The sequence below is a fragment of the Flavobacterium sp. ASV13 genome, assembly GCF_000745775.1.
GTDB lineage: Bacteria > Bacteroidota > Bacteroidia > Flavobacteriales > Flavobacteriaceae > Flavobacterium.
Genome location: NZ_JQJY01000002.1, coordinates 578,283 through 592,697 on the forward strand (window position 1 = coordinate 578,283; position 14,415 = coordinate 592,697).

The following is a 14,415-nucleotide window of genomic DNA, read 5'->3' on the forward strand; positions in this document are numbered from 1 at the left end:
TAAGGAATCCCGGCTTAATTAAACTATTCTTGCACGACCAAATTTAAATTTACTCTATGAAAACAAAACTACTCTTGTTGCTGTTTTTAGCAAATTTTTCAATTTATGCCCAAACCAACTTAGTTCCAAACGGAAACTTTGAAATCTGGACTTCATCATCACAACCTGATAATTGGTATCGTTATTTTAGCGGATTTGTTTCTCAAAGTTCAACTGCACAAAATGGCACATCTAGCACCAATATGATGGTTGCCAGCGGCACATTCAATTACATGAACAGCGAATATTTTCCAGTTGTAGCTGGCAAAACTTACCGAGTAACTTTATACCACAAATTGGCCAAAGGAACTTTCTCTTCAATTGATTTCAGTTTATATCATAAACCCGGAACTTTCAAAGAAGAAATAATCAAAAAATCAGATGTTACTTTTTCGACTACAGAATGGAGAAAAATTGAATTTGATTATACTCCAACTGTTTCTGAAAATGTTGAAGTTGATATCTGGACTACTGGTTCTCTTAATTCTGAGATTTTGGTAGACAATATCTCTATGGTAGATATTAATGAAGTTCCTGTACAATACACCAAGATTCCAGATGCCAATTTTGAAAAAAAATTAATTGCCCTTGGACTAGATTCTGGAACAGTTGATGGTCAAGTACCTACAAATAACATCAACAAAATAACTTCGTTGAATATTTACAATAGTTCTATAACTAATTTGTCAGGGATAGAGGATTTTAAAGCCTTGATTACATTAGATGCTTCAGGAAATCGTTTAGCCTCAACACCAGACATCTCAAAAAATACAGCCTTAAAAACGTTAGACCTTGATAATTCTAACCTTATTTCCATTGATGTTTCTGCCAATGTAAATTTGACTACTTTAGAAGTTTCTAATAATAAGATAGCTGTTCTTGACATTACTAAAAATAAAGCTTTGACAAGACTTGCCTTTGATAGTAACCTTGTAAAATCTATCGATATTTCTCAAAATGTCGCTTTAACATATTTTAGCGCTTCTACAAACCAAATAAATGCGCTTGATGTTTCAAACAATATCAATCTTACATATTTTTCTGTAGGAAGCAATAAATTAAGCACTCTTGATCTGTCTAAAAATTCAAAACTTACAACTCTTTACTGTTATAGCAATAGCCTTACTTCATTGAATTTAAAGAATGGCAAAAACACATCGCTTAGCACTCGTATATTTTATAAAAATCCGTTATTAACTTGTATCCTTGTTGATGATGTAAATTATTCTAACAAATATTGGACAGACAAAGATGCCTATAGCTATTTTTCATCTATTGATTGTTCAACGGTGACTCAAATTCCAGATGGAAAATTTGAAGATAAATTAATTGAACTTAAAATTGATACTGATGGAAAAAATGGTGTCATACTAACTTCTAGCGCTAAAGCAGTTACTGCATTAGATGTTTCAAACAGCTCAATTACCGATTTAACAGGGATTCAAGCGTTTACTAGTTTAACCAATTTAAACGCTTCCAGCAATTTGCTCGCTACAGTGGATCTTTCCAAAAACAGCGCTTTAAATACTTTAAATACAATAAACAATCCATCGCTAACTTGTATTCAAGTTGCTGACGTAGCACAAGCAACTTCTAATTGGAATACAACTAAGGATGCAATTGCTAGTTTTAATTTAGACTGTAGAATTTTTACGCTGATACCTGATCCCGCTTTTGAGGATAAATTAATTGAACTACAAATCGATACGGATGGTAAAAACGGGAAAGTACTAACTTCTCGTATTGATAAAGTAGTCGACATCGATTTAAGTGTTCCAGCCCTTACAGATTTAACAGGAATTCAAGATTTTAAAGCCTTGAAGAACTTGCGCTTTATGTCCACCAAAGTAACTAAAATTGATGTTTCTAAAAATACATCTTTAACTTATTTAGATTGTAGGTCTAATCAATTGACAAGTTTAGATGTTTCTAAGAATATTAATTTAACTGCTTTAGAAACATATAGCAACCCTCTTAAAAAAATAGATGTCAGCAAAAATACTGCATTGACTCTTTTAAATTGTGGTGCAAATAAATTGACTTATTTAGATATTTCAAACAACACGGAGTTAATAAATCTAGATTTTTCTATGAATAATCTAAAGACAATTGATCTTTCTAAAAACACAAAATTAAAATACCTGAATGCAAGTATAAATGAATTTACCACTTTAGACCTTTCTAATAATCTAGAATTAGTGGGAGCGTCCTGCTATATAAACCAATTAAAAACACTAGACCTTTCTAAAAATAAAAAATTAAGCGAAGTCTTATTACAGGGCAATAAATTAGTGAATCTGAACTTAAAAAACGGATCTAATTTAGGTTTAACGATAAACATTTTAGCCAATCCAAATTTAGCCTGTGTCGAAGTTGACGATGTAAATTATGCTAATACAAATTGGGCTACCAACAAAGATCTAACTACAACTTTCTCTTCAACTGCATGTCCTGTTGTTGTCGTTTATACCAATATTCCTGATCCAAAATTTGAAGATAAATTAATTGAACTTAAAATTGATAATGACGGAAAAAATGGCAAAGTAGCTACTGAAAGCATTAATAAAATTACAACTTTGGATGTGTCTGGAAGTGGAATCACTGACTTAACAGGAATTGCCGATTTTACATTATTGAATACGCTTTTGTGCAATAAAAATCAATTGACTTCATTAGACATTTCTGGAAATCCTTTATTGACCAATTTAAATTGTAGTGAAAATCAAATTGAACAATTAGAGATTTCTTCAAACACTTTATTGAAAAAACTGGATTGCAGCACGAACCAATTAAAAGAATTAAATGTATCTGAAAATGCAGCGCTCACTTTTTTAAATACAAGTTTTAATAAAATATTAAACTTAGATGCTTCCAAAAACACATCTTTAACAGAAATCAATTGCTCTAATAATAACTTATATAATTTAAATGTAAAGAACGGCAATAATGTCAATATGCAAAATATGAGTGCTGGAAATTTTACAAAAAATCCAAACTTGCTTTGTATTCAAGTCGACGATGCAACGTTCTCTAAGGACAAATGGATTGCAAAAGATGATTTTGTAACGTATTCATCAGATGCTTGCGCTCCAAATTATCAATACACAGCTATTCCTGATCAAAATTTTGAAAGAAGTTTAATCAGTCTAGGATTAGATTCAGGTACAGTTGATGGAAAAGTGCTGACATCAAATATTTCAAAAATAAAATCATTAACAACTTCTGGAACTCCAGATAAAATAACTGATTTAACAGGAATCCAAGACTTTGTTGCATTAGAAACTTTTACTTGTACAAACCAAGGTGTTACAACTATTGATTTATCTAAAAATACAAAGTTAAAAGCTATTCAAATTTCTAAAAACAGTCTAACTACATTAGATATTTCTAAAAACACTGCTTTGCAGAATATAGATTGCAGTTTTAATAATTTGACAGAATTGAATGTATCTAACAATACTCTTTTAACAAAATTATATATAAACAACAATCAAATTAAAACTATTGATGTTTCTAAAATAAAATTACTTGAAGATTTAGAAGCAGGATCAAATCAACTTACAAATATTGATGTAACTTCTAATTTAGCTTTAAAACAACTTAGTACTTACGGAAATAAAATACCAACTATAAATGTTACAAAAAATACTGCATTAACAAGTTTAAGTGCTTTTTCAAATGAAGCATTAACGAGTATAGACGTAACTCAGAACTTGGCTTTAACTTATTTAAATGTCAAAAAATGTCAATTAACTGCAATTGATGTTTCTAAAAACACGCTTCTGTACGGCTTGGATGTTTCTGAAAACAAAATCGAAACAATCAATGTTTCACTAAATCCTAAGTTGACAACTTTACTAGTAAATTCAAATCAGCTGACGAGTTTAAATCTTAAAAATGGCAAAAACACTTTGCTTAATAATAACTATGTTTCGTTTTTACAAAATCCTAAATTGTATTGTATTCTTGTTGATAATATAGCTTATGCCAATCAAAACTGGTCTTCAAGAAAATCAGCTTATGCAACTTATAATACAGAATGTACTGGCGAATTGACTTTACCTGCAAACAACTTTAATATAACAACTAAAGGAGAATCTTGTTTAGGAGAAAATAACGGAGAAATTAGTATAATTGGAACAGCTGTATTTGCTTATACTGCAACAATAGGCGACAAAACATATACTTTTACAAACAATTCTTTAAAAGTTACTGCATTAGCTCCAGGGATTTACAATATCAAGATTACAATTCCTGAAATAATTTTCGAACAAAATTTTAATGTAACTATTCAAAAAGGTGCCACTATTTCTGGGAAATCTAGCATAAGCGCGAAAAAAGTTGATGTTGAAATTACAGAAGGAACTGCACCATTTACCGTATTTATTGACGGTCAGGCACAGTTTGAAACAAATGATTCTAATTTCTCTTTAGACTTCGAAAAAGGAGGTTTATTAGAAGTGGCAACATCAAAAGCCTGTGAAGGAGTTTACTCTAAAAAAATTGCAACATTAGATCTTTATGGAACTTTAGAGGCCTATCCAAATCCAACATCTGGAAGTTTTGAAATCGAAATCCCAACAAAGGACAAAGAAGTTACAATAGAATTGTACAACTTCGCGGGTCAATTGGTTTCGGCTAAAAACTACACTATCGAAAATGGAAAAGTACAGTTGAATCTTGAAAATCAACCTTCAGGAATTTACGCTGCTAAAATCTATTTTGAAACTCCAGAATACATTAAAATCATAAAAAAATAAAGATGAAGAATTTTATATATCTCTCAATTATCAGCTTAGTTTTTATTTCTTGCGGAGGTGGTTCTGATGATCCGGTTACACCACCAATAACAAACACAGCTCCATCTGTTCCAACATTAGTTGGTCCAGTTGATAATAAATTATGTCTAGACAATACTGTTTCTTTTCAATGGAACAGAGCAACAGATACGGAAAATGACGTAATAACGTATCAAATCCAGGTGGCAAAAGACAATGCTTTCTCGCAAATTGAAAAAACTTTTGATGGCGCTGACAACATGGTTTCTTTTGTTTTAAGCAAAAACACTGCTTATTATTGGAGAATAAAAGCGACTGATGGAAAAGGGCTTGCTAGTACTTATTCGTCAGTTTTTAAATTTTATACTGCTGGAGATGCGGTTGTAAATCATTTGCCATTTGCTCCAGAATTGGTTGCTCCAGTTTTAAATTCGGCTTTAAATGCAGGAACTGTTTCTTTAAAATGGAATGCTTCTGACGTTGATACCGCAGATGCTTTAACTTATGATGTTTACTTTGGAACTGTAAATCCGCCAACAGCTAAAATTGCTGAAAACAAATCAGAAAAAACATTTGATACCACAATTGAATCTGGAAAACAATATTTCTGGAAAGTTGTTGTAAAAGACAATAAAGGAGGCGAAACTATTGGTCAAGTCTGGAAATTTAAAGCCAATTAACATTTTTTAACCACAATTTAATTAACCTAAAAGATCCCGTTTTCATTCAGTTGAAAATGGGATTTTTTTATAATAGCGCATCACATTGCATTTTTATTTCTAACTTTAGTCTTACAAGCTGACAACCAAAGAAATAAAAATCAATATGAAGAAAATCATACTTTTATTTTTTCTTTTATTTTTCTTCAAAGCCAGTGCGCAGACCTCTGATACATTAGTATTGAAAAACAATGACATTCTTGTTGGCGAAATAAAAATAATGAACAAAGGCGTTGTTCAAATTGAAACCGATTATAGCAAAGATGATTTTAAACTGGAATGGAAACATGTAAAAAGCATTGGCTCAGAAAGAATTCATATTATCAATTTGACCAATGGAGTTCTCTTAAATGGAAAAATTACAAAAACCAATGCTCCTTATAAATGCGAAATTACAAATGTCGAAACGCAGACTAAATCCATAATCGACCTTGCCGATATTGTATATATAAAACCCGTTGACGAAAGTTTCTGGGACAGACTTGATGCTAGTTTTGATGTCGGAATAAAATTAACTAAAGCGCAAAACTTACAGCAATTAACGGCAAACGTAAACTTAGGCTACACGTCAAAAAGATGGTACGGCACGGCAATGTACAAACATCTGCAATCGATTCAAGATGACAGCGACCCAATTCGAAGAATTGATTCTGAACTAAGCTATGTTCATTTGCTCCCGAAAGATTATTTCATTCCATTATCGATTACTACTTTATCTAATACCGAACAGGATATCGATTTGCGTGTCATATCTAAAGCAGGATATGGAAAATTTCTTATACACAGCAATAAAAAATATTGGGGAGTTGCCTCTGGATTATCCTTTAACCACGAAAAATTTAAAGATACAAGCGAACCAAATAAAAGTTTGGAGCTTTTCATTGGAACCGATTTTAATCTGTACGATATTGGTGATTTCAGTATTCAGACAAAAGCAACTGTTTTTCCAAGTATTACCGAAAGCAAAAGGGTTCGTACCGATTTTTCTTTAGACACGAAATACGACCTACCATTGGACTTTTTCATCAAACTTTCGTTTGTTTATAACTACGACAATAAACCAAAACCAGGAGCATCAAAAGATGATTATGTTTTCCAGACCACCTTTGGATGGAAATTAAACTAAAACTTAAGTACAAAAAAAAGAGCTGTCAAAAACTGACAGCTCTTTCTTCAATTGTAATTAAAAAGTAAATTATGAGTTACCGCACAATGCAGTATAATCGTCAAACATTTTGATGTAAGTCTCTTTGTTTTCGTGATCGTAAACTCCTTTTTCGATGTTCTCGATCATTTTTGGACAATCAGAGAAATATTCTTTTAATGCTTTTCTTCTTCCTAAGAAAACTGGCGGAATAAAAAATTCTTCCTGAACATGTTTTTTCAAAACATAAGCATCTTGTGGGAAGAACTCATGATATAAAGAAACTTTTCCTCCTTTTTTAACTTCTTCAAACATTGAATATCTTTTTGAGCTTGTTTCTTGCTTGTTCATGTCAAATGAAACCAAAGAAACTCCTCTTCCTGTTTTACCTACAATGTACATTCTTCCTTCTTCATCCTTGATGTTAACTACTTTTTTCAAGTTAGTTCTTTCTGGTTTTTTCTGTCCTTCAACATAGATATAAACACTACTTTTTTCAGAACCAATACCGTCCATCATCGATCTCAATCCAGATACTGTTTGTTCTGTTCTCAAATCTACCAACTCTGGATAATCACTGATAATTCTAACTTTACCTTTCCAAACTTTAGAATCTGTATCTAAAACTTCACCTGGAAATTCTGCATATCTAAATGCTGTTGGCGCTTTTTTGTATGATGCCAAAACTGGCTCTTGAGGAATTGCCTCGATAGTAAATGTCTTTTCAGTAAGTTTTTTGTATTTTTCAATATCCTCAACTAAAGTTGACATGTATGGATAATCATTTCTCATACCCAAAAAGCTTTTTTCATTTTCTTTTATTCCAGGTAGATATTTTGAAGCTTCTTCAACATTTCCTAAAAGGATATAGGTAGCTGCCAAGTTGTAGTTAGCACTGAATCTAATTTGTTTTGCTAAATCTTCATCATCTTTATCTTGAAAATTCACAAGGTCTTTCCAGAATTTTTGAGCTTCTCCAAACAAATCTGCCCAATTTTCTCTGTCTACATCAACTAATGTTGGCATTACTTGAAGCGATTGATTGTATTCATCTATATTGAATGTTGATTTTGATTTTTTCTTTTTCTCAATATCAGAATACCTCATTTTTGTGATTTTTGGTCCGTACAAATAGAAACCTTCAAATTCCTCAATCATGCTGTAGAAATTGTCAGTCAAGATTTTATACGTCAAATTTTCATAAGTCTCTGTCGGGTTTGTAACATACATGCAAACTTTAGGAGTTGTATATCTTTTATAGATTACTTTTCCAGCTTTATCTGTAATTTCCAAATTAGACTCTAATCCAATATAATAAGCTGGTGCTTTTTGGTAGTAAGTCTGTACATATTCTTCATCGTTTACAAGTTCAAAACGAGTCAAATTGTATTTTACTTTAAACTCACCTTCTTTTTGTTTTTTCAAACCTGAAATCGAAAAAGCTTCATAAAACTTCTCTGAAGAGTAAGGCGCTTTTTTGTTATTCATACTACTTTCCAAACCTGGCGCAAGATTCAAAATCATTTCATATGATTTGTAATTTCCGTATTCAGGATTTGTTGGAGGTACAGGACCTCTTAAATTTAATGGGTTACTTATAGTAGCTTTACCAAACCAGCCAGTAGATTGACCACTAACAATTTGATTGATACCTGTAAGCATTAACAACAAAACAACTTGTGTAATTTTTTTCATAGTATTTTATTTAAGAACTGGATTATGCGTAGTATTTGTTTTTGCAGCTTTAAAACTTGCAATTAATTTATTCGCTTTTTCAATTATTGCTTTTCCATCACTTTTGTCATAATCATTCTCGATTAATTTTTCAGATTCAGTAATAGCTTTTTCTGGCTGATCTAACATTAAGTAAATAACAGCTAAATTAAAGTAAGCTGAATATCTCATTTTTCGAGATGGTTTATTGTCCTCAGTATATTTTGTTTTCAATGAATCAAAATACTCAATTAAAGGTTGCATATTAGATTTCAAATCATCTATTGGCTCATCAGCTTTCATAGTCGCAAATAAAGCTTTTACAGCCTGAATTGCTTCAATTTGTGTTTTTCCTTCATCACTTTTAGCATCCAAAATCCAAAGAATTTCATTGTCGCTTTTAGCTCTATATCCATAAGTTGAATTAACATTATAACTGAAAGTGCTCAATGAATTATCTGAAAAACTTCTCAGCATTTGATCACGAATAGCGCCTTTATTGATATAAAAATCTTTTAATGCAGCTGATGAATTATCATATTCTGAAGATTTATATTCCAATTCTCCATTGAAGCTTAAATTAAAACCTTCTGTTGCTGCCGCAACTGCTGATGCAGAAGTTGTATCTTTTTTGATTACTGCATTTTTCAAAAACCTGTTTGTTGTTGGTGGCGCTTCTGCTGGTTTTGCCTGCTCAACTGGTTTTGCAGCTACAACTACTGGAGTAACTGGACCTTTTACCTTAGCATAACCTCTTGTTGCATATTTTGCTGTAACAAAATGGTAATCTTTTCTGCTGATTACTTTACCATCTTTGTCTTTTTTCTCCTCAGTTCTTACTCCTGGAGTAGCTCCTTTTTCAACAAAATCTTCTAGGTTAAGTTCAATTTGTACAGTACCGCCACTTTCTACTTTTTTCCAGCCAGCGATATGAATTTTATCATTAAGAGTAGCCGGATCAACGTAAGATTGTATCGCCCCTCCACATTTTACTGTTGAAGAATAAGTTCTTTTTTCATAAGGAACTCCTTCTTTTGGAAGGATTTGATAATTCACATTAAAATAAAAACGATCCAAATCTACTTTTTGTGCTTTTACACCAAAAAAAGACATGAACAAAACGAAAAGTATTGCTTTTTTCATAGGTTAAGTATTAATAAATTTTGATGCACAAACCTATTTATAATATTTCTAAAAAACAACTTTATATGACTATCAATTGAAGAAGATTGTGTTAAATTTCACACATTCTAAAACTTTGGCACAATGACGGTTGTAAGAATTTACCTCAACCAAAACACACAATGAAATTAACCAAAAATAACTTACTATGTAGTTATATGACTACAGACTTTTCTTAATTAAAAATAATAGAAAAACTCCTGCTCTTTCTGTTCAAAAAGCAGGAGTTTTTATTTTTTTATAAAAAGCCTAAAGAATATCTTCGCAAGTAAATACTTCTTTTAGTCGAACTCCTTTTTCAGTGTGTTCAACCGTTATAATTTGGTTATGAGCATCGTGCTCTAAGAATAAATAATAATTTTGATCAGCAGCTGCATTTAACAATTTGGCTTTTTCAGGCATCGTAAGTAATGGCCTTGTGTCATATCCCATTACATACGGAAGCGGAATATGTCCGGCTGTCGCCAATAAATCGGCACAAAAGACAATTGTTTTATCTTGATATTTTATATGCGGAATCATTTGTTTTTCGGTATGTCCGTCAACGTAAAAAATATCAAAACCCAATTCTTTTGAAAAACAAAAATCACTTTCCGGTCTTTCAACAAAATTCAATTTTCCGCTTTCCTGCATCGGCAAAATATTTTCTGCCAAAAAAGAGGCTTTTTCACGAGCATTTGGTTTTGTGGCCCATTCCCAATGATTTTCATTTGTCCAGAATTTTGCATTTTTAAAAGCCGGTTCATATCCCGTTTTATCAGAATTCCATTGAACGCTTCCGCCGCAATGATCAAAATGCAGATGCGTCATAAAAACATCGGTAATATCATCTCGGTGAAAACCGTATTTTGCAAGTGATTTATCTATGGAATGTGAACCCCAAAGCGAGTAATATCCAAAAAACTTCTCTGATTGCTTGTCGCCCATTCCGGTATCAATCAAAATCAGGCGATTTCCGTCTTCAATAAGCAAACAACGCGCTGCAATATCAATCAGATTATTAGGATCAGCAGGATTGGTTTTGTTCCAGATTGTTTTAGGAACAACGCCAAACATGGCACCTCCGTCTAACTTAAAATTTCCAGATTCGATTGGATAAAGTTTCATAAAAATAATTTCTAGTAAGCAAACAAAGCTAGCAAATCCTGCTGCTTTAAACTAAAAATTCGTTGTAAAACTTTTTGAAGAACTATTCTAAAGTAATCGAAGAACTACCCATTATTTCTTGTTTGTCGAAGAAATTGACAAAATAAGTTCCTTTTTTAAACTTGGCTAAATCATTATTCAAAACACCATAAACATTGGCCATTTTTCCTTGGTAATCAACACCAACTAAAAAACTATAAACCAAGGCTTTATCATTTCCAAATTCGATTAATTTATTTTCGCCTAAAACAGTATTTTTTTGATCTAAAACCTGAATATAGTAAACTCTTTTTCCTGTTTTTGCAACAGAATTTCCGTTAACAGAAAAACTAATTTTAAGCTTATCTGTGTTTTTTGCTTTAGTAGTTTCCTGTTCTTTTCCCGAACTTTTTTCATTAAAAGCAGTGACTTTAAAATTACCCAACGAAAGTCTTGAAGCATCTTTTAAGGTAGATTCCAACTTTTTTTGTTTTAAAATCAGCGTATCATTTTCTGCTTTTTGCTTGTACATTACTACATTCTGACTTTCAATTTCAGTAAGCAGATTTTTATTTTGAGATTTCAGTTTTTTAATTTCCGCAACTTTTAGATCCAATGAAATTTTTAGATCCGATAGTTGTTTACGGTAAATTTTAATCTGTTCAACTGAAGGATTTTTAGAAGCTTTTATGATTTCCATCAAATTCTCAATATTCTTTTTTTGGAGCTCCAATTCTTCAGAAAGTGCCGTTTTTTCAAAAATGGCAACATCATAAGCCAGTTTCAAATTATTCAAAGAATCCAATATATTTTCCTGGTCGAGTGTTTCTGAGCTTGCTCCCGTAATCTCTAATGTAGTGACAGAAGGCTTTTCTATGATATCATTTGGTTCGTTGCTAAAGATTAAATACGTCGCACCTATTCCAAAAATAAAAATTATTGCAAAAAGGGCTTTAATCCAGCTATCTTTGTGGTTTTTCTTCATGATAACTCATAATTTTCTGCAAAAGTACCAAAAATTTAAAACTAAGCACAGGTAAAAATACGGTATTTTAACGCTTTAATACAACAATTAATAATTTAGAAACATACAAACTATGTTTTTGTAAGTTTCTTTTTATTTACTTAAGAATTTGGCGTTTTTAAAAGAATTTTTGAACACAAAATAACTTCTATCTATTTTAACATTTGTTATAATAATGTGAACCGTTATGGAAAAAGGTTTTTAAGTCGTATCTTTGCAGACAATTTCATTTGAACATTGATAGACAGCTGTTTAAATTGTAATAATTTGATTACTTTTTTAAACATTTCTAACAATAAAAGAAAATTAAAAACCATAAACACAATGATAAAAGTTTCTGATACAGCCAAAAAGAAAATCATCGATTTGATGACCGATGATGGTTTTGACGCCGCACATGACTACGTACGTGTGGGAGTGAAAAGTGGCGGATGCTCTGGATTGTCATACGATTTGAAATTTGACAAAACCAAAGGCGATGATGATAAGATATTCGTAGATAACGATATACAAATTGCAGTTGAAAAAAAATCATTTTTGTATTTAGCCGGAACAATTCTTGAATTTTCAGGCGGATTAAACGGAAAAGGATTTGTTTTTAACAACCCAAATGCCAGCAGAACTTGCGGATGCGGAGAATCATTTTCTCTTTAGTCAAAAGCCGAAAGTCGTAAAGTCATTAAAGACTTAATTGACTTCAAACTTTAGACTTCAAAACTACTTAGACAATAACAAAATAATGAGCAAATACACAGAAGACGATTTAAAAATCGAACTCGAAACTAAAGAATACGAATACGGATTTTATACCAATATAGAATCTGAGACGTTTCCTATTGGCTTAAACGAAGACATCGTGAGAGCTATTTCTCTTAAAAAAGAAGAACCTGAATGGATGACCGAATGGCGCATCGAGGCTTTCCGTGCCTGGAAAGAAATGATCGAGCCAGAATGGGCAAATGTTCGTTACGAAAAACCAGACTTTCAGGCGATTTCTTATTATTCAGCTCCAAAACAAGTAGATCCTAACAAAACTTTGGATGATGTTGATCCGGAATTATTAGAGATGTACAAAAAATTGGGGATTTCTGTTGACGAACAAAAAATGATGAACAATGTCGCTATGGATATTGTTGTCGATTCTGTTTCTGTTGCAACAACTTTCAAAAAAACTTTGGCCGAAAAAGGAATTATTTTCTGTCCAATTTCTGAAGCTATTAAAGAACATCCTGAATTAGTAAAAAAATATTTAGGAACTGTTGTACCTCAAAAAGACAACTTCTACGCAGCATTAAACTCAGCGGTTTTCTCTGACGGAAGTTTCTGTTATATTCCAAAAGGCGTTAAATGCCCAATGGAACTTTCAACTTATTTCAGAATCAATCAGGCAGGAACTGGACAATTCGAAAGAACTCTAGTTATTGCAGATGAAGGAAGTTACGTTTCTTACCTTGAAGGATGTACTGCTCCAAGCCGTGACGAAAATCAATTACACGCTGCTGTGGTTGAATTAATCGCGTTGGATGATGCTGAAATCAAATATTCTACAGTTCAAAACTGGTTCCCTGGAAACAAAGAAGGAAAAGGTGGAGTTTACAACTTCGTTACAAAAAGAGGTTTATGCGAAACTAACGCTAAGATTTCTTGGACACAAGTTGAAACAGGTTCTGCTGTAACCTGGAAATATCCTTCTTGTGTATTAAAAGGAGATAATTCGGTAGGAGAATTTTATTCTATCGCCGTTACTAATAATTACCAACAAGCTGATACCGGAACTAAAATGATCCATTTAGGAAAAAATACTAAATCGACTATTATTTCTAAAGGTATTTCGGCTGGAAAATCACAAAATAGTTACCGTGGTTTAGTACAAATTTCGCCAAGAGCGGAGAATGCAAGAAACTTTTCGCAATGTGATTCATTGTTAATGGGTAACAATTGTGGTGCGCATACTTTCCCATATATCGAAAGTAAAAATCCATCAGCTAAAATTGAGCACGAAGCAACGACAAGTAAAATTGGAGAAGATCAGGTTTTCTATTGCAACCAAAGAGGTATCCCGACTGAAAAAGCGATTGCCTTAATTGTAAATGGTTTCAGTAAAGATGTATTGAACAAACTTCCGATGGAATTTGCGGTTGAAGCTCAAAAATTATTAGAGATTTCTTTAGAAGGTTCTGTAGGGTAATTTGAAGATGGAAAATAAAAAAGTCATCATTTTAGGTTCTTCCCGAAAAAATGGAAACACAACAAAAATTGTGGATGAAATTTCTAAGGAGCATCACATTGATGTGGTGAATTTAAGTGATTACAATATTTCGTATTACGATTACGAAAGCAAAAATATAGACGATGATTTTCTTCCCTTAATAAGAAGAATACTGGAAGAATACGACACTTTACTTTTTGCAACGCCGGTTTATTGGTACAATATGAGCGGAATTATGAAGGTCTTTTTCGACAGGATTTCAGATTTAATCCGAATTGAAAAAGAAACCGGAAGAAAACTAAGAGGAAAGAAAATTGGAGTGATTACAAACTCACACGATAATGAAATCGAAGATAGTTTTTACATCCCGTTTCAAAAATCAGCCGATTATTTAGGCATGGAATATTTAGGACACGCGCATTTTAACGCCAACATCCTAAACCAACAAACAAAAATAGAATTGACATTTATATAAAATAAAA

Annotated in this window: 10 protein-coding genes; 6 read left to right on the forward strand and 4 right to left on the reverse strand. The window is 32.0% G+C overall.

Going from position 1 to position 14,415, the window contains the following annotated elements; translation table 11 throughout:
* Positions 1-56 precede the first annotated feature (56 nt).
* From GQ47_RS06230 to GQ47_RS06240, 3 genes are all read left to right on the forward strand, one after another.
* Positions 57-4,799 (forward strand): T9SS type A sorting domain-containing protein, encoded by a 4,743-nt coding sequence (locus GQ47_RS06230; protein ID WP_035646302.1) that lies wholly within the window; start codon positions 57-59, stop codon positions 4,797-4,799.
* Positions 4,800-4,801: 2 nt separating this feature from the next.
* Positions 4,802-5,497, forward strand: a complete 696-nt coding sequence (locus GQ47_RS06235; protein WP_035646304.1) for a fibronectin type III domain-containing protein — start codon at positions 4,802-4,804, stop codon at positions 5,495-5,497.
* Positions 5,498-5,642: 145 nt separating this feature from the next.
* Positions 5,643-6,662 (forward strand): DUF481 domain-containing protein, encoded by a 1,020-nt coding sequence (locus tag GQ47_RS06240; RefSeq protein WP_035646307.1) that lies wholly within the window; start codon positions 5,643-5,645, stop codon positions 6,660-6,662.
* A 69-nt stretch (positions 6,663-6,731) separates the two neighbouring features.
* Here GQ47_RS06240 and GQ47_RS06245 read toward each other — a convergent pair whose 3' ends face one another.
* The 4 genes from GQ47_RS06245 to GQ47_RS06260 all read right to left on the reverse strand — a co-directional run bounded on the left by GQ47_RS06245 (position 6,732) and on the right by GQ47_RS06260 (position 11,685).
* Complete coding sequence (locus GQ47_RS06245) at positions 6,732-8,375, reverse strand: hypothetical protein (protein ID WP_035646309.1); 1,644 nt, start codon at positions 8,373-8,375, stop codon at positions 6,732-6,734.
* Between the two features lie 6 nt (positions 8,376-8,381).
* Positions 8,382-9,536 (reverse strand): hypothetical protein, encoded by a 1,155-nt coding sequence (locus tag GQ47_RS06250; RefSeq protein WP_035646311.1) that lies wholly within the window; start codon positions 9,534-9,536, stop codon positions 8,382-8,384.
* A 288-nt stretch (positions 9,537-9,824) separates the two neighbouring features.
* Positions 9,825-10,682, reverse strand: coding sequence for an MBL fold metallo-hydrolase (locus tag GQ47_RS06255; RefSeq protein WP_035646314.1), 858 nt, complete (start codon positions 10,680-10,682; stop codon positions 9,825-9,827).
* Positions 10,683-10,764: 82 nt separating this feature from the next.
* A complete protein-coding gene (locus tag GQ47_RS06260; RefSeq protein WP_035646317.1) occupies positions 10,765-11,685 on the reverse strand; it encodes a hypothetical protein in 921 nt (306 codons plus the stop codon).
* Positions 11,686-12,048: 363 nt separating this feature from the next.
* Between GQ47_RS06260 and GQ47_RS06265 the strand changes: the two genes are divergently transcribed.
* From GQ47_RS06265 to GQ47_RS06275, 3 genes are all read left to right on the forward strand, one after another.
* Complete coding sequence (locus GQ47_RS06265) at positions 12,049-12,378, forward strand: HesB/IscA family protein (RefSeq protein ID WP_026727150.1); 330 nt, start codon at positions 12,049-12,051, stop codon at positions 12,376-12,378.
* Positions 12,379-12,463: 85 nt separating this feature from the next.
* Positions 12,464-13,912 (forward strand): Fe-S cluster assembly protein SufB, encoded by a 1,449-nt coding sequence (gene sufB, locus GQ47_RS06270; protein ID WP_035646319.1) that lies wholly within the window; start codon positions 12,464-12,466, stop codon positions 13,910-13,912.
* 7 nt (positions 13,913-13,919) lie between these two features.
* Positions 13,920-14,408, forward strand: a complete 489-nt coding sequence (locus GQ47_RS06275) for a flavodoxin family protein (protein ID WP_035646320.1) — start codon at positions 13,920-13,922, stop codon at positions 14,406-14,408.
* Positions 14,409-14,415 lie beyond the last annotated feature (7 nt).

Excerpts from the sequence above, each read along its gene's own strand:
- GQ47_RS06230 (WP_035646302.1), top strand. The coding sequence starts at position 57 with ATGAAAACAAAACTACTCTTGTTGCTGTTTTTAGCAAATTTTTCAATT.
- GQ47_RS06235 (WP_035646304.1), top strand. The coding sequence starts at position 4,802 with ATGAAGAATTTTATATATCTCTCAATTATCAGCTTAGTTTTTATTTCT.
- GQ47_RS06240 (WP_035646307.1), top strand. The coding sequence starts at position 5,643 with ATGAAGAAAATCATACTTTTATTTTTTCTTTTATTTTTCTTCAAAGCC.
- GQ47_RS06245 (WP_035646309.1), bottom strand. The coding sequence starts at position 8,375 with ATGAAAAAAATTACACAAGTTGTTTTGTTGTTAATGCTTACAGGTATC.
- GQ47_RS06250 (WP_035646311.1), bottom strand. The coding sequence starts at position 9,536 with ATGAAAAAAGCAATACTTTTCGTTTTGTTCATGTCTTTTTTTGGTGTA.
- GQ47_RS06255 (WP_035646314.1), bottom strand. The coding sequence starts at position 10,682 with ATGAAACTTTATCCAATCGAATCTGGAAATTTTAAGTTAGACGGAGGT.
- GQ47_RS06260 (WP_035646317.1), bottom strand. The coding sequence starts at position 11,685 with ATGAAGAAAAACCACAAAGATAGCTGGATTAAAGCCCTTTTTGCAATA.
- GQ47_RS06265 (WP_026727150.1), top strand. The coding sequence starts at position 12,049 with ATGATAAAAGTTTCTGATACAGCCAAAAAGAAAATCATCGATTTGATG.
- sufB (WP_035646319.1), top strand. The coding sequence starts at position 12,464 with ATGAGCAAATACACAGAAGACGATTTAAAAATCGAACTCGAAACTAAA.
- GQ47_RS06275 (WP_035646320.1), top strand. The coding sequence starts at position 13,920 with ATGGAAAATAAAAAAGTCATCATTTTAGGTTCTTCCCGAAAAAATGGA.